Source organism: Aureicoccus marinus (assembly GCF_002954325.1).
Classification (GTDB): Bacteria; Bacteroidota; Bacteroidia; order Flavobacteriales; family Flavobacteriaceae; genus Aureicoccus; species Aureicoccus marinus.
In genome coordinates this window covers 2,118,789-2,143,711 of record NZ_MQVX01000001.1, presented here as the reverse complement: position 1 = coordinate 2,143,711, position 24,923 = coordinate 2,118,789, and the positions used below count along the sequence as shown (strand labels likewise).

At 46.3% G+C, this 24,923-nt stretch carries 28 protein-coding genes, 1 tRNA gene and 1 pseudogene; 12 read left to right on the top strand and 18 right to left on the bottom strand.

All coding sequences use genetic code 11. The features are described from left to right. Positions 1-13: 13 nt before the first annotated feature. Together BST99_RS10020 and BST99_RS10015 are read right to left on the bottom strand one after the other, a co-directional pair. Entirely contained in the window at positions 14-1,351 is a 1,338-nt protein-coding gene (locus BST99_RS10020; RefSeq protein ID WP_105001680.1) for an HTTM domain-containing protein, read from the bottom strand. Next, positions 1,332-2,282, bottom strand: a complete 951-nt coding sequence (locus BST99_RS10015; protein ID WP_105001679.1) for a bifunctional riboflavin kinase/FAD synthetase — start codon at positions 2,280-2,282, stop codon at positions 1,332-1,334. Before BST99_RS10015 ends, BST99_RS10020 begins: the two co-directional genes overlap by 20 nt. 47 nt (positions 2,283-2,329) lie before the next feature. Between BST99_RS10015 and BST99_RS10010 the strand changes: the two genes are divergently transcribed. Next, on the top strand, positions 2,330-6,067 hold the full coding sequence (locus BST99_RS10010) for a reprolysin-like metallopeptidase (RefSeq protein ID WP_105001678.1): 3,738 nt from the start codon (positions 2,330-2,332) through the stop codon (positions 6,065-6,067). After that, positions 6,064-6,777, top strand: coding sequence for a hypothetical protein (locus tag BST99_RS10005; RefSeq protein ID WP_146106269.1), 714 nt, complete (start codon positions 6,064-6,066; stop codon positions 6,775-6,777). Before BST99_RS10010 ends, BST99_RS10005 begins: the two co-directional genes overlap by 4 nt. A 3-nt stretch (positions 6,778-6,780) precedes the next feature. Here BST99_RS10005 and pth read toward each other — a convergent pair whose 3' ends face one another. The 3 genes from pth to BST99_RS09990 all read right to left on the bottom strand — a co-directional run bounded on the left by pth (position 6,781) and on the right by BST99_RS09990 (position 9,023). Next, positions 6,781-7,347: an aminoacyl-tRNA hydrolase gene (gene pth, locus BST99_RS10000; protein ID WP_105001676.1), complete on the bottom strand. Its 567-nt coding sequence runs from the start codon at positions 7,345-7,347 to the stop codon at positions 6,781-6,783. Positions 7,348-7,413: 66 nt separating this feature from the next. Then, positions 7,414-8,052 (bottom strand): 50S ribosomal protein L25/general stress protein Ctc, encoded by a 639-nt coding sequence (locus tag BST99_RS09995; protein WP_105001675.1) that lies wholly within the window; start codon positions 8,050-8,052, stop codon positions 7,414-7,416. 14 nt (positions 8,053-8,066) lie between these two features. Further along, complete coding sequence (locus tag BST99_RS09990; RefSeq protein ID WP_105002490.1) at positions 8,067-9,023, bottom strand: ribose-phosphate pyrophosphokinase; 957 nt, start codon at positions 9,021-9,023, stop codon at positions 8,067-8,069. 147 nt (positions 9,024-9,170) lie between these two features. Here BST99_RS09990 and BST99_RS09985 point away from each other — a divergent pair. Beyond that, positions 9,171-9,252 (top strand) — tRNA-Leu (locus tag BST99_RS09985). A 34-nt stretch (positions 9,253-9,286) separates the two neighbouring features. Here BST99_RS09985 and BST99_RS09980 read toward each other — a convergent pair. The 3 genes from BST99_RS09980 to BST99_RS09970 all read right to left on the bottom strand — a co-directional run bounded on the left by BST99_RS09980 (position 9,287) and on the right by BST99_RS09970 (position 11,032). After that, positions 9,287-9,952, bottom strand: a complete 666-nt coding sequence (locus BST99_RS09980) for a hypothetical protein (RefSeq protein ID WP_105001674.1) — start codon at positions 9,950-9,952, stop codon at positions 9,287-9,289. Between the two features lie 144 nt (positions 9,953-10,096). Continuing rightward, a complete protein-coding gene (locus tag BST99_RS09975) occupies positions 10,097-10,561 on the bottom strand; it encodes a hypothetical protein (RefSeq protein WP_105001673.1) in 465 nt (154 codons plus the stop codon). 96 nt (positions 10,562-10,657) lie between these two features. Further along, entirely contained in the window at positions 10,658-11,032 is a 375-nt protein-coding gene (locus BST99_RS09970; RefSeq protein WP_105001672.1) for a winged helix-turn-helix transcriptional regulator, read from the bottom strand. Positions 11,033-11,262: 230 nt separating this feature from the next. Here BST99_RS09970 and BST99_RS09965 point away from each other — a divergent pair, with 230 nt between their 5' ends. The 4 genes from BST99_RS09965 (at position 11,263) to BST99_RS15115 (ending at position 12,929) form a co-directional block, all read left to right on the top strand. Then, positions 11,263-11,733 carry an NAD(P)H-dependent oxidoreductase gene (locus BST99_RS09965; protein ID WP_245916232.1) on the top strand — a complete coding sequence of 157 codons (471 nt, stop codon included), beginning with the start codon at positions 11,263-11,265 and terminating at the stop codon, positions 11,731-11,733. Continuing rightward, a complete protein-coding gene (locus tag BST99_RS09960; RefSeq protein WP_105001671.1) occupies positions 11,726-12,247 on the top strand; it encodes a peroxiredoxin-like family protein in 522 nt (173 codons plus the stop codon). The genes BST99_RS09965 and BST99_RS09960 overlap by 8 nt, the downstream gene beginning before the upstream one ends. A 76-nt stretch (positions 12,248-12,323) precedes the next feature. Further along, entirely contained in the window at positions 12,324-12,842 is a 519-nt protein-coding gene (locus tag BST99_RS09955; RefSeq protein WP_105001670.1) for a DinB family protein, read from the top strand. 3 nt (positions 12,843-12,845) lie between these two features. Continuing rightward, positions 12,846-12,929, top strand: a complete 84-nt coding sequence (locus BST99_RS15115) for a DUF1272 domain-containing protein (RefSeq protein ID WP_146106320.1) — start codon at positions 12,846-12,848, stop codon at positions 12,927-12,929. Between the two features lie 114 nt (positions 12,930-13,043). Here the strand turns inward: BST99_RS15115 and BST99_RS09950 are convergent, their stop codons facing one another. Further along, the gene (locus BST99_RS09950; protein ID WP_105001669.1) at positions 13,044-13,415 is read right to left on the bottom strand and encodes a DUF4345 domain-containing protein; all 372 of its coding nucleotides are present in this window, start codon (positions 13,413-13,415) and stop codon (positions 13,044-13,046) included. A 16-nt stretch (positions 13,416-13,431) separates the two neighbouring features. Continuing rightward, complete coding sequence (locus tag BST99_RS09945) at positions 13,432-14,319, bottom strand: sugar phosphate isomerase/epimerase family protein (protein WP_219843832.1); 888 nt, start codon at positions 14,317-14,319, stop codon at positions 13,432-13,434. 101 nt (positions 14,320-14,420) lie between these two features. On the opposite strand from BST99_RS09945, the gene BST99_RS09940 reads away from it, so the two are divergent. Next, positions 14,421-16,619 (top strand): hypothetical protein, encoded by a 2,199-nt coding sequence (locus tag BST99_RS09940; protein ID WP_105001668.1) that lies wholly within the window; start codon positions 14,421-14,423, stop codon positions 16,617-16,619. A 61-nt stretch (positions 16,620-16,680) separates the two neighbouring features. On the opposite strand, the gene BST99_RS09935 is transcribed toward BST99_RS09940, so the two are convergent. The 8 genes and pseudogenes from BST99_RS09935 to BST99_RS09900 all read right to left on the bottom strand — a co-directional run bounded on the left by BST99_RS09935 (position 16,681) and on the right by BST99_RS09900 (position 22,431). After that, positions 16,681-18,141, bottom strand: a complete 1,461-nt coding sequence (locus BST99_RS09935) for an amidohydrolase family protein (RefSeq protein ID WP_105001667.1) — start codon at positions 18,139-18,141, stop codon at positions 16,681-16,683. Between the two features lie 269 nt (positions 18,142-18,410). Continuing rightward, entirely contained in the window at positions 18,411-19,100 is a 690-nt protein-coding gene (locus BST99_RS09930; RefSeq protein WP_245916231.1) for a Crp/Fnr family transcriptional regulator, read from the bottom strand. 134 nt (positions 19,101-19,234) lie between these two features. Further along, a complete protein-coding gene (locus BST99_RS09925) occupies positions 19,235-19,615 on the bottom strand; it encodes an alkyl hydroperoxide reductase (protein ID WP_105001666.1) in 381 nt (126 codons plus the stop codon). 6 nt (positions 19,616-19,621) lie between these two features. Beyond that, positions 19,622-20,170: a glutathione peroxidase gene (locus tag BST99_RS09920; protein WP_105001665.1), complete on the bottom strand. Its 549-nt coding sequence runs from the start codon at positions 20,168-20,170 to the stop codon at positions 19,622-19,624. Further along, positions 20,167-20,945, bottom strand: a pseudogene (gene folE, locus BST99_RS09915) (GTP cyclohydrolase I FolE). The gene BST99_RS09920 and the pseudogene folE overlap by 4 nt, the downstream one beginning before the upstream one ends. Next, positions 20,905-21,327 carry a 6-pyruvoyl trahydropterin synthase family protein gene (locus tag BST99_RS09910; protein ID WP_105001664.1) on the bottom strand — a complete coding sequence of 141 codons (423 nt, stop codon included), beginning with the start codon at positions 21,325-21,327 and terminating at the stop codon, positions 20,905-20,907. Before BST99_RS09910 ends, folE begins: the two are co-directional and overlap by 41 nt. A gap of 65 nt (positions 21,328-21,392) precedes the next feature. Further along, positions 21,393-21,995 carry a trimeric intracellular cation channel family protein gene (locus tag BST99_RS09905; protein WP_105001663.1) on the bottom strand — a complete coding sequence of 201 codons (603 nt, stop codon included), beginning with the start codon at positions 21,993-21,995 and terminating at the stop codon, positions 21,393-21,395. 46 nt (positions 21,996-22,041) lie between these two features. Next, positions 22,042-22,431: a MerC domain-containing protein gene (locus BST99_RS09900; RefSeq protein WP_105001662.1), complete on the bottom strand. Its 390-nt coding sequence runs from the start codon at positions 22,429-22,431 to the stop codon at positions 22,042-22,044. Positions 22,432-22,532: 101 nt separating this feature from the next. Here BST99_RS09900 and BST99_RS09895 point away from each other — a divergent pair, with 101 nt between their 5' ends. The 4 genes from BST99_RS09895 to BST99_RS09885 are packed head-to-tail and all read left to right on the top strand — an operon-like array spanning position 22,533 to position 24,868. Next, the gene (locus BST99_RS09895; RefSeq protein WP_105001661.1) at positions 22,533-23,159 is read left to right on the top strand and encodes an ABC transporter ATP-binding protein; all 627 of its coding nucleotides are present in this window, start codon (positions 22,533-22,535) and stop codon (positions 23,157-23,159) included. Further along, positions 23,156-24,436 (top strand): ABC transporter permease, encoded by a 1,281-nt coding sequence (locus BST99_RS09890; protein ID WP_105001660.1) that lies wholly within the window; start codon positions 23,156-23,158, stop codon positions 24,434-24,436. The genes BST99_RS09895 and BST99_RS09890 overlap by 4 nt, the downstream gene beginning before the upstream one ends. Then, complete coding sequence (locus BST99_RS14375; protein ID WP_181044204.1) at positions 24,429-24,569, top strand: hypothetical protein; 141 nt, start codon at positions 24,429-24,431, stop codon at positions 24,567-24,569. Before BST99_RS09890 ends, BST99_RS14375 begins: the two co-directional genes overlap by 8 nt. Next, positions 24,569-24,868, top strand: coding sequence for a hypothetical protein (locus BST99_RS09885; RefSeq protein WP_105001659.1), 300 nt, complete (start codon positions 24,569-24,571; stop codon positions 24,866-24,868). Before BST99_RS14375 ends, BST99_RS09885 begins: the two co-directional genes overlap by 1 nt. Positions 24,869-24,923 lie beyond the last annotated feature (55 nt).

Here is a 24,923-nt window from a genome sequence, read left to right as displayed (position 1 = left end):
CGGTAAAATTACGTTATTCCGAGGCATTTTCCACCTCGATTTCGGGATAGGGCAAGATCCATTCGTTGTGAAAGAAATAATCCCACTTGGCCTGGGCCAAATCCACCTCGGGATCAATAAGAGGGTAGGGGGTATTTCGGTTAATACTCACCCGGCCCTGGGCATAGATTTCGACCTCCAGGCCTTTGGCTTCGTATTCTCTTTTAAGACGTTGGGCAAACTGCCAGGCAAAATCCGGATAAGTGGCCACCTTCCGTATCTGTTTGCGGGTGAGGTAGTCTTCAAGCTTCACCAAGGCCATCTCCCCCGTGTTCTTATCCTTAACGCGAAAAGAAATATGACCGTTGCGGCTTCGCAGCATCATTCGCCAACTCATCCGATGCCCTTCCTCCGTCCAAATGACAGGCTCTTTAATGGTAAAATGCCTCAGGGGAAGTAAGAATTGAATAACCAGGTATACCCCAATGAGCGGCAAGGACCATTGGCTGTGCTTTGGAATCTCAGCAGTTCCTTCCGCAAGTTCTTCGGTGCGGGCTAAGTGAAACCAAATCCTCAATTCTTCGGCAGGAAAAAAGAAAACACAGAATGCCAGGGAGAGGTAAGGGAAAATCCCAATCTGAAAAACATAGCTATTGAAGAGGTGAAAAAAGATCGATAGGCCAAAGGCGATTTTTCGAGTCGGCTTGTAGAGCAGGGCCCAGATCACCAGACCATCAAAGACAAGCCCGAAGACTCCCATAGCGGTATGCACCCACTCTTGCTGCAGGAATTCCCCGATGACAGGTAGGTCTTTCTTGCTTTCCATCAGTAATTTCAAGAAGCTAAAATCCAGCCAATCGGCATAGAGTTTAGCGACGGAAGCATAGGTGTATACGATGGCCAACTGAGCGATAATCAAGACTAAAATACCCCGGGACATGTCTTGACGACGCAGGGCTGGATTGCGGTGAGCATCGACAGAGAGGTCCCGATTAGCCGGTAAAAAGGCCATGATGAAACCTAAAAGAACCATCAGGTAATAGTGGTTGTTGTAGGAGGTCTTTTGCATCAGGTATACTCCTGTCCACAGAATAGCGAAGCTGAAGGTGGCCAGGCGGTACCGATACCCCACCATGATACAGAGGCCGGCGATACCCATCAAGGCGAAATAGGCATACATTCCCCATCCAGGAAGAGGCTGCAGCCAGTCGAATCCAATAAAATTAAAAGTGAATTGAGGTTCGATAAGGGTTCTTCTAACCCAGCCGGTGCTTAGGGCTCCAAAGCTTTCGGCTGCCATTAAAAAGCCGTAGAAAATCCGAAAGAGTACCAGGGTGATATTATCCGTTCTCTCAAAGAGCCAGCGTTTCATCTCCTCTGTTTTTGATATAGTTTAAGGCCTCTTGCCGGTCCCGTTCTAATTGGGCCTGCAATTCGTCTAAAGATCGGAATTTCTGTTCATCTCGCAAACGGTGCAAGAGCCCCACCTGGAGGGATTTACCGTAGAGGTTTTCGTCTATATTAAAAAGATGGATTTCGATTTTTTGGGACTCCCCTAAAAGAGTAGGGTTGGTACCGATGTTCATCATGCCAAAGCCGGACTTCTTTTCAAATTCAAATTGGATGACATAAACTCCGTTTCCGGGCACCAGTTTGCCTTCTTCGGAGAGCTCGACATTGGCGGTCGGGAATCCCAGCGTCTTGCCAATTCCTTTCCCTTTGACAACGGTTCCGGTCAACAGGTAAGGGTAGCCGAGGTACTTGTGCGCCGTATCAATAGCTCCTTCACTTAAAGCCCGCCGAATTTTGGTGCTGCTCACGGCCACTTCTTCAATGTCCTGGGCGGCAATTTGTTCGACCTCAAAACCAAATTCCTTTCCGAAGCGAATCAAATCGGTGATGTCTGCTTTGCGATTTCGGCCAAAGCGGTGGTCGTATCCGATGATGATTTTTTGCACCATCAGTGCCTTGACGAGCACTTGTTCAATGTACTCTTTCGGGCTAAGGCGAGAGAACTCTTCGGTAAAGGGTTGAACAACCAAAACATCGAGCCCCATTCGGTCCAGAATTTGCTTTTTTTCTTCCAGGGTAGTGAGCCACTGCAGGTCGCTATCTTTCTGAAGTACTCGTCGGGGGTGCGGAAAGAAGGTCAAAACCAGTGAATTCAGCTGTCTTTTTTGGGCTTCCTCCAGAAGGCGTTCCAGAATTTTTTGGTGCCCGATATGTACGCCATCGAAGGTTCCTATCGTTAAAACGGTAGGGATTTTTGATTTGTAATGGTTAATACTGGGAAGGGTCTCCAACTGAATGAAATAAATGGACTATTTTAAGGTCACTAAACATTAATCGAGTGAAAGCTAAATTACGCCTTGTTTTATCATTTTCCATATTCCTGACCTCCTTTTCGCTTTGGAGTCAACAGGATTATTGGCAACACCAGCTCACCACTTCCAAAAGTGATGGTTTTAAGTCAGGGGAAGTTATCCAGCTCTTTACGTTGAATCAGGAAGCTTTTCAAAATGCGGTAGCCTCGTCTTCGAAAAGCAAAACCCTACTGTGGTTTCCGGATGCCCAAGGAAAGATTCGCGCTTTTCAAATGGAGGAGCGATCGGTGATGCATCCTGACCTACAGGCCAAATACCCCCAGATCCGATCGTTGGTCGGATTTTCTGAGGACGGCAAAACCCGTATTCGTCTAACGATCAGTCCCAATAAGTTGGCCTTGATGATTCGTCAGCAGGGCGAAAAGGACGCTTTTTTAGAGAAGGAGGGAGAGCAGTATCGCTTGTATGCCCGAGGCAGTCATAAAGAAGAGAAGAACTTTGAGTGTAAAACTCCGGAACGAGACCCCAGTGAATTGCCCCCACAGCTGGTGGATGACCAGACCCTGAGAACCTATCGCTTCGCGGTATCAACCACCGGAGAGTACGCCTCTTTTCACGGAGGAACGGTTGAAGGGGCTTTGGCGGCTATCAATACCACGGTTTCTCGGATCAATGAGGTCTTGGAAACCGATATGGGAGTTCGCTTGGAGCTCATCGCCAACAACGATCAACTCATTTTCACCAACAGTACTTCGGATCCCTACAGCAACAACCTGAACGCCGAGGTACAAAATGCCTTGACCACGCGAATCGGAGAAGCTGCCTACGACGTGGGACACCTCTTTCACCGAGATAACGACAACGGAAATGCCGGTGGGATTGGAACAGTATGTCAAAATGGAATTAAAGGTGCGGCCTTTTCTTCGGCGCTGACACCGGAAGGAGATCGATACGATTTGGACTATGTGGCGCACGAATTGGGGCACCAATTTGGGGCCAACCACACCTGGTCCTTCCAGACAGAAGGAACCGGAGTTCAGGCTGAACCGGGATCCGGTACCACCATCATGGGGTATGCCGGAATTACCGGAGCCAATGACGTGGCTTCTTCTGGGGATGATTACTACCACTACAACAGTATTTTACAAATGACCACCTATTTGGGGACCACGACTTGTGGGACCGAAACGGCCATTAGCAATCAACCTCCTGTTATTACCGAGCAACCGGACTATCAAATTCCGGTCGGTACTCCCTTTGTTTTGGAGGGAGTTGCTTCTGATCCGGACGCAGGAGATCAGTTGACCTATTGCTGGGAACAGATCGATAACGGGGTCGTGACCAACTCCATTTTTGGACCGAATAACACCAATGGTGCGAGTTTCCGATCCTTACCCCCGACGGTGGAGCCTTACCGTTACTTTCCGCGCTTGAGCCGTATTGTTTCGGGAGACCTCACTCAAAGTGGGCCGACCAATGGATCGGCTTGGGAAACTCTGGCGAATGTGGCGAGAGCGTACAATTTTGCCTTGACCGTACGCGACAATGCCGCCGGTGGAGGGCAGGTTGACGCCGATCAGATCCGTATAGAAGTTTTAGACAGTTATACTCCTTTTCAGGTTACCTCCCAAGGTGATTCGCCGACTTATGCTGCGGGGAGTATTCAAACTTTGCAGTGGGACACTGGGGGAACCGAACAAGGGAGTATCAGTGCGACCAAAGTGGACGTTTACTTCTCTGCCGACCAAGGCGTGAGTTTTCCGATTCTTGTCGCTTCCGGTCTCCTGAATGATGGAGAAGCCCAAATTCAAATTCCTGGAAATGCCACTACCCAAGGACGCCTGATGGTTCGTCCTCAAAACCAGATTTTCTTGGCGGTCAACAGCACCGATATTACGGTGACAGAAACGGCTGCCCTTTTGAATGTGGAGTCTTTGGAACTTGCCGGTTGCCAGGACAGTACCTTGGATATTCCATTTACCTATGAGGCTTATGGAGGATTTTCTGAGACCATGACCCTGAGCGCGACCGTCCCCAGTGGGGTGACTGCCAGCTTTTCTCAGCCGACCGTTTCGGCAACAGATACCGCATTGAATTTGGAGCTTTCGAACCTGAATGCGGTGCCTGCAGGATCCTATACCCTAACCTTAATGGCCGACGGAGGCGGAGAGTCTTACAGTGTTGATTTAAATCTGGTTCTTTTGGACAGTGCTCCTGGAGCGGTAGAATTGCAAAGTCCGGCAGCCAACGCAACCGCAGTGTCGATTGGAACAGCCCTGAATTGGACAGCAATAAGCGGAGTAGATAGTTACGAGTGGCAAATCGCCACCGATGCGGGCTTTAGCTCAATTATTGATCAGGGAACCACTTCCTTCGAAACCATCAGTCCTGAAGGATTGGTTGGTGGTACACAGTATTACTGGAGAGTTAGAGGAACCAGTGCTTGTGGAGCAGGTGCATACAGTACCGTACGAACCTTTACAACAGCAACCATCAGTTGTGATACGGTGGTCGTTGATACCTTACCGGTCTCTATTTCAAGTGGAGCGCCATCGACAGAAGAAATTCAAATTCCAGTGACCCAGAACCTGCCGATCTCATCGGTGACGGTGCGGGTGCTAATTACCCACACCTTTGTTGGTGATCTGGTCTTGCGTTTGAGATCTCCTTCCGGTACCACCGTAACCCTGCTCTCGCAGAGTTGTGGCGGGGGACAAGATATTGATGCCCTCTTTACCGATGAAGGCACCGGTCTTTCTTGTGGCGGAGTAGCTCCAGTGGTTTCTGGGAATATTTTACCACAAGGAGCCTTAAGTGCATTTGCTGGAGAAAGTTCTCAGGGTGTTTGGGTTCTTGAAGTCGAAGACACGGCCAACGCGGATGGAGGTAGTATTGAGGCGGTAAGCCTAGAATACTGTGTGGAAGGCGATTTTCGACCTGATGCTGACGGCGATGGGGTGTTCGATGATGGGGACGATCTCTGTTTGGGAACTCCCCCTGGCCAGGAAGTCGATATCAACGGATGTGCTGTTTACCGTTTCGCGGATAACGCTTTCCAAATTGAAGTGAATTCCGAGTCTTGTCGTTCTTCCAATGACGGATTGATTCGTGTTGTAGTCAATGCCACCGTAGCCGCTTTTGATTTAAATGCTACCCTAACCGGGGACGGTGTAAATCAAAGCCTTGATCTCAGCGCGGCCAACACCTTTGAAAACTTAAGTGCAGGCACGTATAGACTCTGTATAGATGGAATGGACGGAGGGAATACCTACGAGCAGGTATGTTTTGACCTTGAGGTTACTCAGCCCGATGTCTTGCAAGTACAATCTCAAATTGAAGCAGCACTTTCTCAGGTGGTACTCGAAATGAGTGGGGCCGAGGAGTACGAGATTTCCCTCAACGGAAACGTACAAACCACCCAGGCCAGTTCCATCCGACTGTCTTTAGAGGAGGGTATAAATGTACTGAAGGTAAAAACCGATAAGAGCTGCCAAGGGGAGTTCGCAAAGACCATTGTCATCGGACAGGAAGCCACTGTGGCTCCCAACCCGGTCGGCGCTATTGGGATGATCTACCTTCCGCAGAACCTGACGAAATTGAGGACCAGACTCTACACCCTGAGTGGGCAATTACTCGTCGATCGAACCCTTCAGGCAGAAGCGGGTCTCCTTCAGTACCCAACCGCTGAATTAAGCAGCGGAATCTATTTCTTGACACTAGAAGCACCATTCTATACCAAAACTGTAAAAATCATCAAGCCATGATGAAAAAATATACACACCCTCTAGCTGCGGGAATACTTCTCGTTTTATTTATTGGACTAAATGCTTGTTCAAAGAGCAGTGGGCCGCCACCCCCTCCAAGTGCACCTTTGTTGACCTTTCCTCAGGAAAGTTCTGAATGTACAACGGGGGTAGATCAAAGCGCTACGACCAGTCAGGTGACTTTTCAATGGCAGGCCGCCGATAATGCCACCGCCTATGCCTTGCGCATCCGCAATCTGAATACGAACTTGAACCTACAGGTGATCAATACGACCTCGACAACAGCTCCGGTCACCTTGCAAAAAGGGGTTCCTTATTCCTGGAATGTCACAGCGAGCAATACCGATACGGAAGAAACGGCTACCAGTCCGACCTGGGCCTTTTACAATGCAGGTTCAGAAACGGAATATGCACCCTTTCCGCCCTCACTTGCAACGCCGGCTTCGGGTGCAACGGTCAGTGCCGATACCAATGGGCAAGTCCTTTTGGATTGGACAACCAGCGGGGATGTCGACGGCGATCTTTGGGAATTCGAAGTGCGCTTTTCTGAAAGCAATCCTCCAACAACGGTCGTCAATACCCAGTCGGCCGGAATTTCCGAGTTTCCTGTGGCGGTACTTTCCGGAGGTCTTTACCACTGGCAGATTATTGCCATTGACCGCCAAGGGAATCGTGCTGAATCACCGATTCAGGGCTTCCGAGTTCAGTAGAGTCTACGTATTGTTGAACTTGTTCATGGTGTTTTTGGGACCGGCGAACAGGAAGGAACGAATGAGTTCGGAACAGCGATTTAGCCGTTCCGGAAGTGCCTCGGCTTCTTCCTCGTTCCATCGACCGAGTACAAAGTCGACCTGCTGCCCGCGAGAGTAATCACTGCCTACTCCAAAGCGCAGTCGAGGGTAAGAGCCCGTATTAAGCATTTTTTGAATGTCTTTCAAACCGTTGTGTCCGCCATCAGACCCTTTTGTTTTTAAACGAAGACTGCCGAAAGGCAAGTTGAGGTCGTCAGTGAGGATTAATAAATTCTCTAAGGGGATGTTCTCTTTTTGCAGCCAATACAAAACCGCCTTCCCACTCAAATTCATATAGGTGGAAGGTTTAAGGCAAATCGCCGTGCGCCCTTTGTATTTGAATTGACCAACATCACCCAGGCGATCTAAGCTGAATTGGAACTCTTCTTTTTCTGCCAGGTGATCCAGGATTTCAAAACCAATATTGTGGCGGGTTCCTCGGTATTCTTCTCCGATATTCCCCAGACCAACAACCAAAAACTTTTTCATAGTGTAAAACTACAAAAGCACCCTGGGAACCCAGAGTGCTTTTGATTATAAGGTTTGAAGATCGATTTACTCTTCAGCAGCAGCGGCAGGAGCTTCTGCGCCTTCAGCAGCTGGTGCTTCTCCTTCTTCATCTTCATCATCATCCGCGTCAGCAACGGCCGTTCTAGAGGTTTTAACCTGAACGATGGCCTGGTTGTCTGGGTGCATGATAGTGTAGTCGTCAACACGTAGAGAGTCAACAGAAATAGTTCCTCCGATACGTAGCTTGGAGATGTCAATGACGATTTCGTCAGGCAACAAATCCGGAAGCGCCTTAATGGCCAATTTACGCTTACGGCGCAATAGACGTCCACCGTTACGAACACCAGGAGAATTTCCTTCCAAACGAACAGGAATATTCATGGTGATTGGCTTGTCTTTGAACAACTGGAAGAAGTCGATGTGCAGAATGCGATCGGTTACCGGGTGGAATTGAATGTCTTGCAAAACCGCTTGGTAAGATTCTCCATTCTCTAGTTCAATCAATACCGTGTGCGCATTTGGAGTGTACACGAGATTTTTGAAAGACAACTCTTCAGATGAAAAGTGAACTGGTGCTTCCCCTCCGTACAGTACGCAAGGGACCTTTCCAGCATTACGTAGGGCTTTGGTTGAAGCCTTGCCCACGCTTTCTCTTTGGGATCCTTTGATAGTAATTGATTTCATTTTATGTATAAGAATTAAAGTACAAATTTGGACGAAATTGAGGTGTTGTGGTGAACGCGGTTCATCACATCGGCAAATAAATCTGCACAACTCAAAATCTTGATTTTATTACTGGTTTGGGTGGTCGGGATGGAATCGGTAATGATCAACTCCTTGAGTTGGGATTTTTCGATTCGATCGTAGGCACTCCCACTTAATAAACCGTGTGTTGTTATGGCACGTACGCTTTCCGCTCCGCGCTCCATCATCAAATCAGCCGCTTTGGTCAGCGTGCCCGCCGTATCCACCATATCGTCAACCAGAATGACGTTTTTTCCTTTTACCTCTCCGATGAGTTCCATGTGGGTCACCACATTGGCCTTTTCGCGCTGTTTGTAGCAAATCACTACATCGCATTCCAAGGCTTTGGAATAGGCATAAGCCCTTTTGGACCCTCCCATATCAGGAGAGGCGATGCACAAATTGTCCAGCTTCAGGTTCTCTACATAAGGCAGAAAAAGGGTTGAAGCGAACAAATGATCCACCGGTTTCTCAAAAAAGCCTTGAATTTGGTCCGCGTGTAGATCCATGGTGATGATACGCGTAGCACCAGCCGTTTCCAGCATTTTGGCAATCAACTTGGCAGCAATTGGAACACGGGGTTTGTCCTTCCGGTCCTGACGTGCCCACCCGAAGTAGGGCATCACAGCGGTAATGTGACGAGCAGATGCACGCTTGGCGGCGTCCAACATCAACAGCATTTCCATCAGATTTTCAGAACTCGGATTGGTGGAGCCGATAATGAAAATACGGGCTCCCCGAATGGACTCTTCAAAAGAAGGCTGAAATTCTCCGTCGCTGTAACGAGAAAAGCGAATGTTGCCTAAATCCGTTCCATAGGCTGCAGCGATTTTTGCTCCCAAAGCTTGACTCTGGGTACATGCAAAATTTTTGGTTCCGGTACTTGATAAGGCATCTTCTCGTTCTTTGATCTCGCTGCTAAGCGCGTGAATTTTAAGGAGGTGCAAATTTAACCAATTATTTTGCCCAGAAAAGGATAAAGAAGAGTTTTTGCACCTTGTCTTTTAGAATATTTTTTTAGCTTTGCCATCCATTTCAGAAAAAATGGATTTACCCGAGCCTTGGTGGCGGAATTGGTAGACGCGCTGGATTCAAAATCCAGTTCTTTCGGGAGTGTGGGTTCGATTCCCACCCAAGGTACAAGAAACCTCTGCAGTTGCAGGGGTTTTTTTGTTTAGAGTCCCGCCTGTATTAAGGGGTTAGTCAATAGCCCAATATAAGCTAGACCTGCATAAACGGCCGAAAACAAAAGCGTCATAAGGAGGCGCAATCCAAAAGGAGAAAGGGGGAAGCCGTTTGCTTTTTTCTTCCAGAATCCTCGGAAGGAGGTGCTTAGCATAATTTCTTTTTCGATCTGGGAAGCTTCAGGAACCGAAAGTGCTTGTTCACTTAGGTCTCCGGCATGGGATTTCATAAAACGCCAGGTACGCGAAACCGTTCCAAAAGAAGAGCGAATCATATTACCAATCCAAAAATGGGCAAGTGCTAAGGAGCCTGCGATCCATTGAACCATACCCCCATACCCGCTGTAAAAGGTCTTCCAACTTTCGAGTTCTCCTGGATTGAGAACAGCAAAGGGCTCTTCGGGTGTCATCTCCAAGAGTCTGTAAAAAAGTCCGATGAGGCTTTTACCAGAGGCCGATTCATAAATGATGGTGATTAGAGTATAGCTGACAATCACCAGACTCATAATGAATAATAATCGCCAAAAGCGAATCAGGGAATACAGAGAGGAGGACTCTCCTTCCGGTGAGCGACCGGAGCCCATTTTTCCGGCAATCAGGGCAGTTGCGTAGTCTTCCCAGTCGCCTATTTCAGTGTTTTTTCCATGTAGTGCCATTCCAATAAGATCTTTTATTTCGCCTCAAAAGCGATGTGGGGTAAAAAGAATACTTAATGAAGTAATCGGGCCTCAATGTAATTGAAATTCAGCAAAAAAGGGCAAACATCGTTTGCCCTTTTTTTCAATAGTTGTTTTAGCGCTCTAGAATTGATAGCGAATCCCGAGGGCGATATCAAAATCCAGGTCGTCGGAATAGTTGTCGTTAAAGCCAAGCTCTGGACGCATATCCAGACTGATGAGGAGCGGAATTTCGAAGTTGTATTCGATACCGATATCTCCGGCCAAAACGAAAAAAGAGCCATCGTTTTCGCCTGCGTCAAAAGAGCCGACACCGCCACCGGCCCCAATATACCAATTGAAGTTCCCGTCCAAGGGCATAACCCATTGGTAAAGTCCAACCAACTTAAAAGCATCGACATTATCTGAATTTCTCCAACCCAGGTCAAATTCCAGTCGGTTGTTTTCGCTAAGGCCTCTTTGGTAAGAGATCTCTCCGCCAAGGCCATTGTTGTCTCCAAAGCGAAGCCCTAAGGCATTTTTAGAAATACCCTGGGCACTTAGACCCGTGGCTACAATAAAAAATAAAATAGTTATGGTGTTTCTCATGTTATGATATTTGATAGTAAATGTACGAAGAGGTTTTGGAACGGCTTTTTCTATGGATACAGGTAGAGGTCACAAAAGGATGCCATTATGGAGCTTTTATTCCTCTTTAAGCTGATGATCGGCTATTCGGCATTGCTCAAAATCAATTTCAGGATAAGTGATTTCTGCCCATTCACTAAGTGCCTTTAAAATGGGAAGTAAGCCTTTTGATTTCTGAGTTAAGGCGTACTCCACACGCGGTGGTGTTTCAGCATAAGCAGTTCTAGAAACTAGGTCGTCATTTTCGAGCTCCTTGAGTTGTGTGCTCAGTACCTTCTTGGATATTGTTGGGACTAAAAGATTCAACATTCCAAAACGCAAAGGACCTTGGGATAATAGGTAAAGAATAATTGGTTTCCATTTGTTGCCAATTGTATTCATGGTGTGAACCAGGGTACAGGCGTTTGGGTTATCAATGTATTTTCTAGACATAGTTACTCTGAGGTTACCACAAATTATCGCTTGCTCGTATTTTATAGTATCAAAAATAAACTAATATAAGTTTCTTTGTGATACTAATAAATTGATATTCCAATGAAGAATGTTTTTATACTCAACGGGCATCAAAAGTATCCTTCTCCGAAGGACGTTTGAATGCCAGTTATACTAAGAAAGCCATCGATTTTTTTGAAAGTCAGGGATGTGCTGTTCGGGTTAGAACAATGGAAGATAGCTATGAAGTGAATCAGGAGATTGAAAATTTCAAGTGGGCTGATCTGGTCTTTTTTCAGACTCCCTTGAACTGGATGGGTGTTAGCTGGTCTTTTAAGAAGTACATTGATGAGGTATTCTCTGCTGGAATGATGGGAGAACTGTCTGCAGGGGATGGTAGAAGTCGTGAAGAGCCCAAGAAGAATTATGGCCTTGGAGGAAAACTAAAGGGTAAGTATATGATCTCCGTAACGGCTAATGCGCCGGAAGAGGCTTTTCGAAATCCGGAGGAAACTTTTTTTAATGGAATTAGTGAGGACGAACTACTTAATCCCATGCATTTAAATTTTCAATGGTTTGGTTTAAAAGCCCTACCCACTTTCATGTCTTATGATGTAATGAAGAACCCTCAGATTAATCAAGATTTTAAACGCTTTGACCAACATTTAAACCTACATTTTAATACAAAGAGTAATGAATAGACCCACCCCTTTACAAGTGGCTCCTTTTTTGGAATTCAATACACTGGATCAGATAAAATTCACCTTGTCAGAACAGGAAACTGAAAATTTCCAACTCTTGGTTTTCTACCGAGGCCTTCACTGTCCGATCTGCGAGAGATATTTGCAACAATTACAAGATTTACTCCCAGAATTTGCTCAGAGAGGTGTCGACGTAGTCGCCCTTAGTATGGACTCGGAAAAGCGCGCTAGACTTTCTCGCCAAAAATGGGGCATCGATCAGCTGAAAATTGGTTATGGTTTGGATAGAAAACAAGCTAGGGATTGGGGACTATACCTCAGTAAGGGTGTGAAGGAGGGAGAACCGGAAGAATTTAGTGAGCCTGGTCTATTTTTAATCGATAAGCAAAATAAGGTGTACTACGCAGCTATCACTTCTAATCCTTGGGGGAGGCCTTATTTACCGTCTTTTCTAAAGGCTGTAGACTATATTACTAGAACTAGATATCCTGCAAGAGGAGAGGTGATCGGTTAAAAACCTTGATCAGGTCGTATGGCTTTAGCCCGGTCGGAATAATTAATTTTGTCCTAGATTAACACAATAGACGATCATGACTACACAGGCCCTACAAGAATCCGAATTTCACCCGTACTACGCTGCCTATATTGCTCGGGTAGACCCTGCTTCCGAACTTATGGATGCTTTGAAAGAAGGGGGGAGGAAGACCGAAGCTTTCTATCAAAATTTACCGGAAGAGAAACACGAGTACCGTTATGCCGAAGGGAAGTGGACCTGCAAAGAAGTACTGCAACACTTGATCGATACAGAGCGTATTTTCTTGTACCGTGCCTTTCGAATTTCACGAGGAGACCAAACCCCTTTGGCAGGATTCGATCAAAACGATTACGTTCCTGCTTCCGGTGCCAATAAGAAAAGTATGGAGACCCTGTTGGAGGAGTATCGTACAACTCGAATTTTTACACTCTCGGTGCTTGGGAGCTTATCCACCGCTGACTTGGGCCGGATGGGCAGTGTAAACGGAAACCTGGTTTCTGCTCGGGCGGCGGCCTTTATCATTGCGGGTCACGAGATCTGGCATAATGGAATCATAGAAGAACGCTACCTCTGAGTTATGTTGGAGCTCCTGCCCAGTTGCGAACACTGCCGCAAAGAATTACCACCCGATTCGGTCAAGGCCGTGGCCTGTGGTTTTTAGTGTACGCATTGTCGCGACTGGTCTAAAGAACTCTTTGATAATCTGCCAGCCTTCCTTTGTATATCAATTTTCCATTGAAGTTGCGTTAAGGTACTCTTGGATTTCCAGTTGAGGTTACGCTTTTTTCAAGTTGAATAGGGCCCAGGCCATCATACCGAATTCCAAAAGCATGCCTGGAAAATATACTTCACTGTAGCCGTCCAGAATAAAACTGATCAGTCTGCCAAAACCCAAACCGCCCATAAAGAGGGCATTACTCAAGGTGGCGGTACGCCAATAGGCAGGCCGATAGAGAGCGTAAATCCAAAAGCCAGAGAAGGCGAGGTAGAGACCCATAACGGCCCGAAGAATATTGCGGAGGTCCGTATTCTGGGTGTCAAAGTCGAAGAGGAAGGGTAGTAAATTGCCCGGGCTAGCTCCATAAAAAAGAGCTGCGCCCACCACGACAAGGGCCGAAATCAGGAGTTGAAGGTTCTTCTTGATCAAGCCCGTCTTGCTTATATCAATTGTTGGAGATTCGCTTTGAAGTATTCCGCACTGGCTTGGCACTTTCCGTCGAATTGACGGTAAAGTTTCCACCTTGCTCTATAAAGTAAAATTCCAAGCCGGCGTCCTCTGCCTTGGGTAGATAGGTGGTGTAGTCTATGGAACCATTGCCCAGCTCCGTATAATCTCGGGTGACCTTGTCCATGTCTTTGATGTGCCACATCACGTAGCGCCCAGGTTGATCGTCTGCCAGTTGTTGTGGAGTCATATTGGTGGAATGCTTGAGCCAATACATATCGAGTTGGAGCTTGACCAATTCCGGGTCGGTTTGCGTGAGAATCATATCATATCCATTCACCCCATTGTGGTCTTCAAATTCATAACCGTGGTTGTGAAAGGCCAATCCGATTCCAGAACCTTGGATGTGCTTTCCAATGCGGTTCAATTGAATCACGAGCTGCTCAAATCCCTCGGGGTTTCGCTTTTCGGGCGCTAACCAGGGCCAGGTGATGTACTTCATGCCCATGGTTTCGGCCCCTTTTAAGCAGCCGTCGACAAAGCGAAGGATTTCGGCTTCTTCCGCAAAATGAAAAGGATCAAAACCAAAATGTCCGCTCGGTGCAACCACCTGAAGCTCATCAAGGACGTTTCGGAATTCCTGGGCAGTGTAGCCATAGATTTGATCGGTATCCGGTTCGTATCCGTAGGTCTCAAAGGATTCATACCCCATCGCGATTAAAGCCTTTAAGGTGGCCAATGGATCCTTGGCCATTTCGTCCCGAATCGAAAACAGCTGATAGCCCATTTTGTATTTACTGACAGGTGCCTTCTGACAGGCATAGGCCGGGAGTAAACTCATGGCGGTAAGCATTCCTGTATTTTGGATAAATCGGCGTCTGTTCATGGCGATTGAGATGGTCTAAAAGAAGCGTTAATGGAGGCATAATTTACTCATTTATGGGCTATCTTGTAAGGAGTTCCCTGCTAATCCATTAGCTCTCGCCTATGTACACTCGCCTAGCGCCTAAGGTTCTTTTTCTCCTTTTTACCCTGTTTTCTTTTGGACTGTATTCACAAGGCCAATTGCAGCTTCACCTGAATAAAACCGTTTTTACCCCTGGGGAGCAGGTATGGTTTACGACCTATCTTTTTGACGAGTTCGAGGCCCCTATACAAGGAGAAGCCCTGGTGCAGGTTCATTTATTAAACAAGGAGGGCGGAATTCTTAAAACCGGTGTTTTTCCTCTACGTCAGGGATCGGGTTTCGGGAACCTCTTGCTGGACGAGTCCTGGAAAAATGATTACGTTTTTTTGGCGGCACAGGTTTTACAAAATGAAGAAGCTGCCCCACTTCGTGATATGGTGCGACTTCGCTTGTTAACCAATCCCTTGAGCAAAGAAAAACCCCTCGGCTCGGAGGAGCGATTTTTATGGACTCCAGAGAACGGTAGTGTTATTGCTGGGCAGCAAAACACCCTGTTGTTTCAGCTTTTACGGAGTCCGGAATCCCAGGACGACAGACGATTGGATTTTTACGAAGACAACCAACTTTTGATCAGTGATATCAAAGGTACGTGGCAAGAGATGGGGCATTTGACCTACTACCACGATCCGGCTAAGTCCTATAAATTCTTATTGGTTGGCGCAGGAAAGTCACCGGCCTATTTCCCTGTAATTCCTGCCGAAAAGGGTTCCGTTGGAATCCGGATCAACAACCTCGAGACTGAGGAGGTGCTTATCGAGCTCAACTCCCTGACAAAAGACAAAAATGGCGAACTGGAGGTTTGGTTTAAGGGCCAGAGCCAGCTGAGTCGATTGGACGCTGATCCCAACAAGGAGGTTTTTCGATTGCCTAAGGCCTCACTTCCGGAAGGAGTAATACAGTTGCGTTATGTTGTGGCCGGGCAAACCAGAGGTCAAAATTGGTTTGTGAACCAATGGTCCAAAAAGGCTCAGCCCATTCAATTGAAGGAAGCGAGCTTTGAAGCGGATTCCATCAGACTGGTCGCCTCGGCAAAGACCTTATCAGAAGGTCTTCGACTCAGTGCAACGGTGATGACCAAAGAGAGTTATGATCTCTCTTACCAGCGGGACCACAGTCTGAAGAATCAATTGGGTCAGGTGTTTCCGGCCGACTATATTCCCTCTTTTTCTAAACTGCCCAGTCGAAAGAAAAATGCCCAAATCGATCAATGGGTAAAGCTCCGGGCTTCCTTGATAAAAGCATTAGAGGCCGAAATGGACCCCACCACCCTGCTGACAGGAGTACCCTTTAAAGGGCAGGTTCAAGGTCTTCAGAGCACAGAGGTCAAGCAGGTTTTAATCCAAAGCAGAAACGGCGTATTCGCCCTTGCTCCTGTGGGAACAGATAAACGATTTAGCGCGACTTTGACCCCCCAAAGCCAGGACACTCTTTTTGCCACCCCTTTGGATGCCCGTGGAAAGGCCTTGGTCAAAAGCGGCTGTAATATTTGGATGGAACCGCTAAGTGTTCCCACCTATGAAGAAGATTGGAAAAAATGGATTGCGACCTATTCCTTGGAAGAAGAACCCCAAGAAATATCGTTCTGGCCGGACAATCAGATTGCCCTGGATGAGGTGGTGGTCACTTCCAAAGCAAAGGCCCCGGTAGCTTTTCAGATCGATGCCTTGACCGAAGGCAGAATAATCACAGCGGAAGATGAAAAAAACTACCCGACTCTCGCTAGTTATTTGCGCAAGTTGGGGTTCGGAGTACGGGTCTACGAAGGCCGGGTGATCGCCATGTCCAGAGGAGGCGGTCCCGGAAAGGCAACGGGTCCCGTTCCTGTGCCGGTCATTGTTGATGGCTTGCCGAGTGATGGCACCGATATTTTTCAAATGTCTCTTTCACAGATCCAGAGTATCACCTACGATTCCAATCGCAGACAATTCATCAGCCTTTGGGTGAAAAAGAGCCGAAGACAACCCAAAACCTGTACCTGCCTTCCGGAATGGGGAATCTCCGCTGTCGATTCTTTTGAGCGTTACCTGCCTTTTTATAATCCTTCTTATCTGCAGCAATTTGGCACACTTTTGTGGGAGCCTCAATTGCCTTTGGAAGAAGAGAAGGAGCTCGTATTGCAGTTCCCTAAACTGGACACCCAGGAGTATGTTCTTTTGATTCGGGGCTTGGACCAAAAGAACAAGTTGATTGACCTGTATATCCCGATTAGTCTACCCTAGCCTTCCGAAAGCAGAATTTTTAACAACCGCTCTTTCTGCTCAAAGGACCTATTTGAAGTGTCTATCGAGTATATTGTTTAATATCAATACTTCTACTCTCTTCATTTGAATCAAGAACCATTTCCAGGATTTGATCCAGTAATTTTCGCTCATAAATTTGCTTGCCTTTTATGACCAAAGAGATATTGTTTAAATGCTTGATATTTTCTAATGGATTACCTTTTAGTAGTACCAGATTAGCTTTATATCCGGGTTCGATTCGACCTGTTTTACTCCCCATTCTATGGGCTGGGATATCAGTCGCCCAATGAAGTAAATCTTTTGCTGGAATACCTAATGCATGTAAGCTATTTATTTCGTCATAAAATCCAAATCCAGGCACGCTTAGTGGCAGATTGGCGTCAGTAGCTGGAATAAGGGTAACCTTCGATTCCGCCAAGGTTTTTACGATCCTCTCGCATGCTTTGGCGTAGGTGTTCCAGTACTTTTTCTCTTTTTGTATTTCTTGATCATTTAGATTTTTAGGCAGACGATAACGATTGACTCCCGGGAGCCATCCGGGGCCGTTTCGAAGGAATTTTTTGGATTCTGTAATTCCTGGATTGGCGTATTGTAGATGAATTTGACTCAGTTGATTGTTGAGATCAAATTTTTGGCTGACAAAACTCTGTATCAACCAGAGATTAGTATTTACGCTTATATCCTGACGAAGGAGTTCGGGTGCAATTTCAAGGGTTCTTTTTTGAACATAAGTCAAAAAGTCAGCGTCGATGACTTTACCCACTTCTTCATATTCGCGTTTAAAGACCAAAAGGAGTTCTTCTGTATGGGCTATATCCGACTGATTTGAAGCCCATAGGTCGTCAAAAGTGATACTTTTGGGCAGATGTCCAACCATTTGGAGGTCCAATGAATCGCTTAGAACACTCATGGCTTGATAGCTTTCCAAGTTCAGACCTGAGTGAATTTTGACTCCCTGAAAACCTTTTTCTTTGTAGCGAATAAGACTTTTTCGTGCAGATTTTTGGTTTGATATGTTGTTATATCCTTGTGTGTATTCTGCCTTCCAACCTTCCAAAGTAGAGAAACTACTCAGTCGTGGAGAAATGACATATAAATCTGGTCCAGGACGCCCTGATTTGATTTCTAATTGCCACCTTAAGTGAACGTCTGTACCCGACATCTCACGTACCTGGGTGATACCGTTTGCCAAATAGAGTAGGAGGTCGTTTGGACTTTCAAAAAGATGAATATGGTAGTCGATCAATCCCGGAATCAAATATTGACCTTGGGCATCGATCATTTGAATATCGGAAGAGGTAACCCGGTTTGATTCGATTGGCTGTATAATTCCATTTTGAATAAGAACTGCCCCTTTACGGAACAGCAAACTGTCTGAATCCCAGATAAAGGCGTTGCTTAAGAGGACATCACTACTAGGAATATCGATTGATGACCAATCGACTTTTTTGGTCAAACCACCATTAATTCTCCGCAAACCTCTATTGTAAAAAAAGGCCATAAGAGTGCAAAGAATGACAACGATTATGGCTGTAAATAGCAGTTTCCGGAATACAATAGTAGACATAAAATTAAAACGACAGAGATCAGTAATTTCTTATAATGGGTGATTCAACCGGTTCTCTCTTGAATAATGAGAACCAAAAAAAATCGGGCCATGGTCTTATTGAGGAAGACAAGGCCTGTAGCATCTTCTTTATATTTTAGGTTGGTTAGTATATAAATCGCTCTGGGCCCTGTCTTCCGCAACCAATTGTCCAAAACGGGACATCAATCGGCCGCCATTTTTTTGAGTGCTTCCAAGTCGGCTATTCCCAATTTACGTCCCTTTGATTTTAGAATGGTGTCTTTCTTGAACTCAGATAACATTCGGATCGCTGATTCTGTTGCGGTTCCCACAATATTAGCCAGGTCTTCTCTGGAAAAATGAACCGAGAAGTACCCTTCTTCATCGGCACCAAAATTTTCCTGAATATGGAGTAGGGCTTGGGCCATTCTTTGTTTTACGTTCTTTTGGGACATCTGCACTAGGGAATCATCCGATTCCTTGATATCATGGGCCAATTTTCTCAGCATTTCGAGAGTGAAATCCGGGTTGGAACGCAGGACTGCTTCTATTTTACTCTTGGGGATATAACAGGATTGAACATCGCTTACCGCTACAGCAGAAAGATTGGTGTTTTCTTTTGCGATTACCGAGCGGTGACCCAGTATACTGCCTTTGGCTGCAAGTTTGACAATTTGATCTTTTCCGTTCTCGCTAAGCTTGGAAAGTTTAGCAACTCCATTTTTAAGGCAATAGAGGCCGTGAAGTGTTTCTCCTTCCTTAAATAACACTTCTCCTTTTTTAAATGATTTATCTTCTTTGGCCTTGTTGATTTGTTTCAATTCATCCTTATTCATTGCTCGAAGCGCATTGAATTGACGAATGATACAGTTTTCACACTTATGTTCATCCATGATCTTACAGGATTGCCTTCCATTAAATGTAATCTAAAATAACATAGGTGTATTTATTCTAAGAGACAATAACAGGCGATTTTTGATTTTCTGTTTTACAGAGTACAGGGCGGCCCTTTACCATGGGCTAATCCTTAGCGCAGCGGCCAACCAGCTCGGTGGGCCTTCAGCAGAATAATACCAAAGGGAATCCACCAGATCAAATCGTTGGTGATCAAGGTGTAGGCGAAGGCTCCCGGTACAATATCTTGTAAGTAGTTGAAGACAAAACCCAAGGGGCCAAAAATCTTCCCTAAGAAGCCCACAGCCACGATAGGCCAATGACGTACCGGGTTGTAAGAGGCCCACCAATACCCCAGACCATACACGCCGATAACCATACCCATTCCTTGCCAGATCATGGGGTGTGTCGGCGCTTCCATACCGACCAGTTCAAAAAAGGAGTTCGGAAAGAGCACTACCCAGGCCCCCCAGAGGAGGTTGTAAAGGGCAGCGAGTTGCAGGGTCCTTTTCAAGCGGGTTTAGTTCAGGTGTCGCAAAATCTTGTTGCTGTCCGGTGCCGTTACCGAATAAAAGACGTCGACCAGACGACCTTCTGGATCAATCAGGTATTTCTGGAAATTCCATTTTACCTTGGTGTCCATACGCCCGTTTTGCTCTGCTTTCGTCAACCAGCTGTAGACAGGGTGCTGATCCGTACCTTTAACCTTCACTTTTTCGGACAGTGGAAAGCTCACACCGAAATGCCGATCGCAAAAGGCTTGGATTTCTTCGGCATTACCGGGTTCTTGTCCAGCAAATTGATTGCAGGGCATACCCAGCATGGCAAGCCGTTCTCCATATTCCTGGTAAACAGCCTCCATGGCTTTGTACTGTTTGGTGAATCCACAGCGGGAAGCCACATTAACAATCAACAGGTATTTGCCTTTGAACTGTTTCATATCGAGGGGTTCACCGTTGAGGCTGGTGACCGGAATCTCGTAAATCGAAACCAGAGGATCAGCTAAGGTGTTTTCTTTTCTGTTTTGGAGCTTATCCAGGCTGTTTTGAAGGGAATCCATCAATTTCATACTGCCCCGTTTGAATTATTGATGTATTGGTACAATTCTTTTCTTCTCTCTAGATCATTGAAGACTCCGCCGTAGTAGGATGTCACCGTAGCTGAGGTGTCGTCTTTGACTCCGCGAGAAGAAACACAAAGGTGTTTAGCGTCGATGATGACGGCCACATCTTCTGTACCCAATACTTTTTTGAGCTCTTCCCCAATCTGATTGGTCAATCTTTCTTGAACTTGGGGTCGTTTCGCGAAATACTGAACCAAACGGTTGAGCTTGGAAAGACCGATTACGCGACCGGAAGAGACGTAGGCTACATGGCTCGCCCAATGATAGGAACAAAGTGATGCTCGCAATTGGAGTAAAACGAAATGTCCTTTTCGACCAGCATCTGGTTGTACTGGTATTTGTTGTCGAAAAGGGCAATTTTCGGTTTGTTTTTTGGGTTCAATCCTGAAAAGATCTCTTCGATGTACATCTTAGCCACACGCTCGGGAGTTCCCTTTAGGGAATCATCCGTCAAGTCAAGGCCCATGGTTTCCATGATGGCTTTGAAGTGTTTGGCGATGATTATTTTCTTTTCGGAATCACTTTTTTCGAAGGCATCCGCCGTCATAGGAGTATCCAGGCCTGTAGAAAAATGGTTGTCACCAATTTCTTCTGCACTCAGGCCATTCAGACCATTGGTCTCAGACGGACTAGTCGGTTCGACACTTTGTCTATGGTCGGTTAACTCTTTGTGCTCCTCGTTATCGAGCAGGGTATTCCACGACATTTCGTTGGGTTTCATACAAGGTTATCTTTAATTCAAGTTCCTCATCCAAATGAGGGCGAATCCGCTCATAAATTACCCGAGCGATGTTTTCCGCTGTCGGGTTGAGCGTTTTAAAGTCATCTACTTCCAGATTCAGATTCTTGTGATCAAAATCGTTTAGAACTTTCTCTTTAATCAGATCCGAGAGTAGTTTGGCATCCATGACGTAGCCAGTATCTTGGTCGCAAAATCCCACTACCCTTACTTCCAGATCGTAGTTGTGGCCGTGGAAGTGGGGGTTATTACACTTACCGAAAACTTGTTTGTTTTTTTCGTCCGACCAGTGCTCGTTGTGCAAACGGTGTGCCGCATTGAAGTGCTCTTTGCGAATTATAGCCGTTTTATTTTTTTTAGTCATGAATCCAATTGTAATTACGAATCTAGCACTTATGTTTAACAAAAAGTGTTAAAGATTAAACAAAATTAACGAGGGATGCTGAGGGACCAGTTGTAGCGAACCGAGAGGTAGCGAATACCAACCACCACAGCGATGGCCAAGGGGCTAATGAGAAGAGGAGAAAGCTCCAGGCTAAGCCCACCCTCGTACACCAATCCACCGGCTAAGCAGGCTGAGGCGTAGATTTGTCTCCGGAATATCAAGGGAACTTCGTTGCAAAGAACATCCCGGATAACACCGCCAAAAACAGCCGAAACCACCCCCATTAAAAGAGCTACTCCCAAACTGAGGTCGGTGTTTAAGGTTTTTTGAACACCCAAAACAGTGAATACCCCTATTCCAAGGGTATCAAAGAGGAACATGCTTCTTTTTAGGCGAATGATCCAAGGTTTTAGCAAATAAGACAGTACAATCCCTGCCAGCACAGCAACCAGGGTCCACTGATCTTCCATCCATCCTACCGGGGTGCGTCCGATGAGTACATCGCGTAAGGTGCCACCGCCGACTGCGGTAATCAATCCTATCACCACCGAACCCACCAGATCAAATTTTTTATCCAGTGCGGTCAAGACGCCACTGATCGCAAAAACCAGGGTTCCAAACAGGTCTAAATAGTAGAGGATTTCCATACCGTAAAGGTAGGAGAAGCCAAGTTAAATAGGGTGTTTAAAGCGATCATTCAACGCGGCATCGGCAATCGCGCAGATTGATCGAATGAAAAACGACCAGGGCCAAACCAGGGATCAAGACGAAGAGTTCAGGCAGCTCAATCCATCCGATTTTTTCATTGATTACATGAGCCAGTAAGAGCGCCCAGCTGCTCCAGAAAGCCAGGGGTAACCAAGAACGGGTGCTGGATTTGCTCGAACGGGCAACCGCAAAGAGGGTGATGATTAAAAAGATCCAGTCTAAACTCCCCCAAACAGGATCTACAGAGTCGGTATAGGCACTCAAACCAAAAAGTCCGAGAAATAAAAAAGGAGTAACTAAACAATGGACCAGACAAAGTGCACTGGCCACCACGCCAATTAGGTCTATTTTTTGTGCTTTATCAACGGAAGTCATAGGGTCTAGGAATCTGGATTCGTATATTGTTCCTTCTAGTCGGCAAATGTACTGTATATTTACAGATGCAACTCAGTCGCGTTTAAAATATTTACCCCCTCATGGTTCATACGCAGGATTTGGAATTTGCCTACCCAGAAGGTGCTCTGCTTCAATTTCCGGACATCCAATTGCCTACTAATGAGCATTTGCTCATTCTTGGCCCTTCTGGAGTAGGGAAGACCACCCTATTGTATTTGCTCGCAGGCCTCCTGCTTCCTAAATCAGGCCAATTGCGTATTGGAGACACTTCTCTGGAGTCCCTCAATCGCAAACAATTGGATCAATTTCGCGGAAAGCACATCGGCTTAGTCTTTCAGAAATACCAGTTTATCGGAGCGCTTAATGTCGAAGAGAATCTGCGGCTACGCCAAGGACGAAAGGCTGGAAAAGAAGGAAAGAAGCGCCGAATGGCCCTGGTTAATCGCCTGGGTCTTCAAGACCAATTGCACAAGAAAGTTTCCGCCTTGAGTCAGGGTCAGCAGCAGCGCCTGGCCATTGCTTTAGGGATTATTCATATGCCTGATTTGGTTTTGGCGGATGAACCCACAGCCAATCTGGACAACGACAACTGTGAAAAGGTCATCAACCTCTTGAAGGAAGAAGCCAATATCAGCAAGAGTAGCCTCATTATCATTACCCACGATTACCGGGTGATGAAACACTTTGATAACCGAATTGAATTATGAGAATGATCTATCTCGCTTTTCGGAACATGATATCTAAGCCGCTCAACTTGATTTTGAGCATGCTGTTGCTGTCGCTTAGTATTTCATTGGTCACCTTTGTTTTGCAGCTCAGTGATCAAATGGGCGGACAGCTCGAAAAGAACATTACCCCCTTCGATATGGTGGTTGGGGCGAAAGGTAGCCCTTTGCAGTTGGTCTTGGCCTCGGTTCTGCACATTGATAACCCCACTGGAAATATCAAATTGAAAGAAGCTCGGCCTTTGATGAATCACCCTTTTGTCAAGTACGCCATTCCCGTTTCTTACGGAGACAATTACAAGGGATTCCGCATTCTTGGGACAACGTCTGAGTATATCAGCACCTATGGAGGGGAATTGGCGGAAGGTAAATTCTTTAACCGGCCTTTCGATATTGTCGTTGGGGCAGCGGCAGCAGAAAAACTAGGCCTCCAAATTGGGAGTGAGGTCGTCGGAAGCCATGGATTGATCGAGACCGATTTTGGTGCTCACGATGAGCATCCCTATATCGTTACCGGAATACTCAAACGCTCAAACACGGTTTTGGACCAGTTGTTGATTACCTCTTTAGAGAGCGTGTGGGATAGCCATGCCCATGAAGGTGAAGCACCAAAGTCCTCTGAGGAAGAACACAAGCACGACGAGGAGCACGAACACGATGATCAAGATCATGCTCATGATAATCACGACCATGATTATGTAGAGGAAGATGCCGACCGCGAAATCACCTCTTTGCTGGTCCGATTCGGAAGCCCTTTGGGAATGGTGCAACTACCACGCTATATAAACGAAGGCACCAATATGCAATCAGCCTTGCCCAGTTTTGAGGTACAACGCTTACTCGGCCTTTTAGGCTCTGGAGTGAAAACAGTGAATGGAATTGCCTTGGCGATTCTCTTGGTTTCTGCTTTGAGTATTTTTATCAGTCTGCTTAAAACCATTCGCGAGCGCAAAAGAGAATTGGCCTTGTTGCGGGTCTATGGCTTCCGTACCGGGCAATTGCTGTATCTTGCACTGATGGAGGGACTCTTTTTGTCGCTCCTCGGTTTTGCTCTTGGATGGGCTTTGGGACGCTTAGGTATTGCCCTTTTTTCGTCTTATACCGAAAGTGAATACGGCTACAGCCTATTGCTTCGACCACCGAGTACGCAAGAATATATACTATTGGGGATTACCTTGTGTTTATCTATAGTAGCGGCTTTTTTAGCGGCCCTGCCTGTATTTAATCTTAATGTTGCAAAAACCCTTACTGATGAATAAATCTGTTATCGCTTTACTGTTGGTCTTGCTCTGCGGAACAACACTCTATGGGCAGGAGCGCCTTACCTGGACGGATTTGGCCGATGTGGAGTTCAAACCCAAGTATTTCGAGGAGTATGACGCCCACTTTTGATGCCGACTTTCGGTGAAAGCATCAAAAAGAGATCGGGGAAGAAAATTGCGATCAAAGGTTATTTTTTGGATATTTCAGGAAGCGGAAAGGTTTTTCTGCTGTCTAAGAATCCCATGGCGACCTGCTTCTTTTGTGGGGCAGCAGGGCCAGAAACCATCATTGAAGTTGCGTTTAAAGAAAAGCCCACCTTCCGAACCGATCAGGTGATCACGGTAGAAGGAATATTGCAGTTGAATGACTCAAATGCCGAACGATGCAATTACATTTTAGATCAAGCCACAGGAACGCTCGTCAAATAGGAGCGTTGCTTTCCATCTGTTTCTTTGCTTTGGGCACTCTTCAGGCCCAGACCAA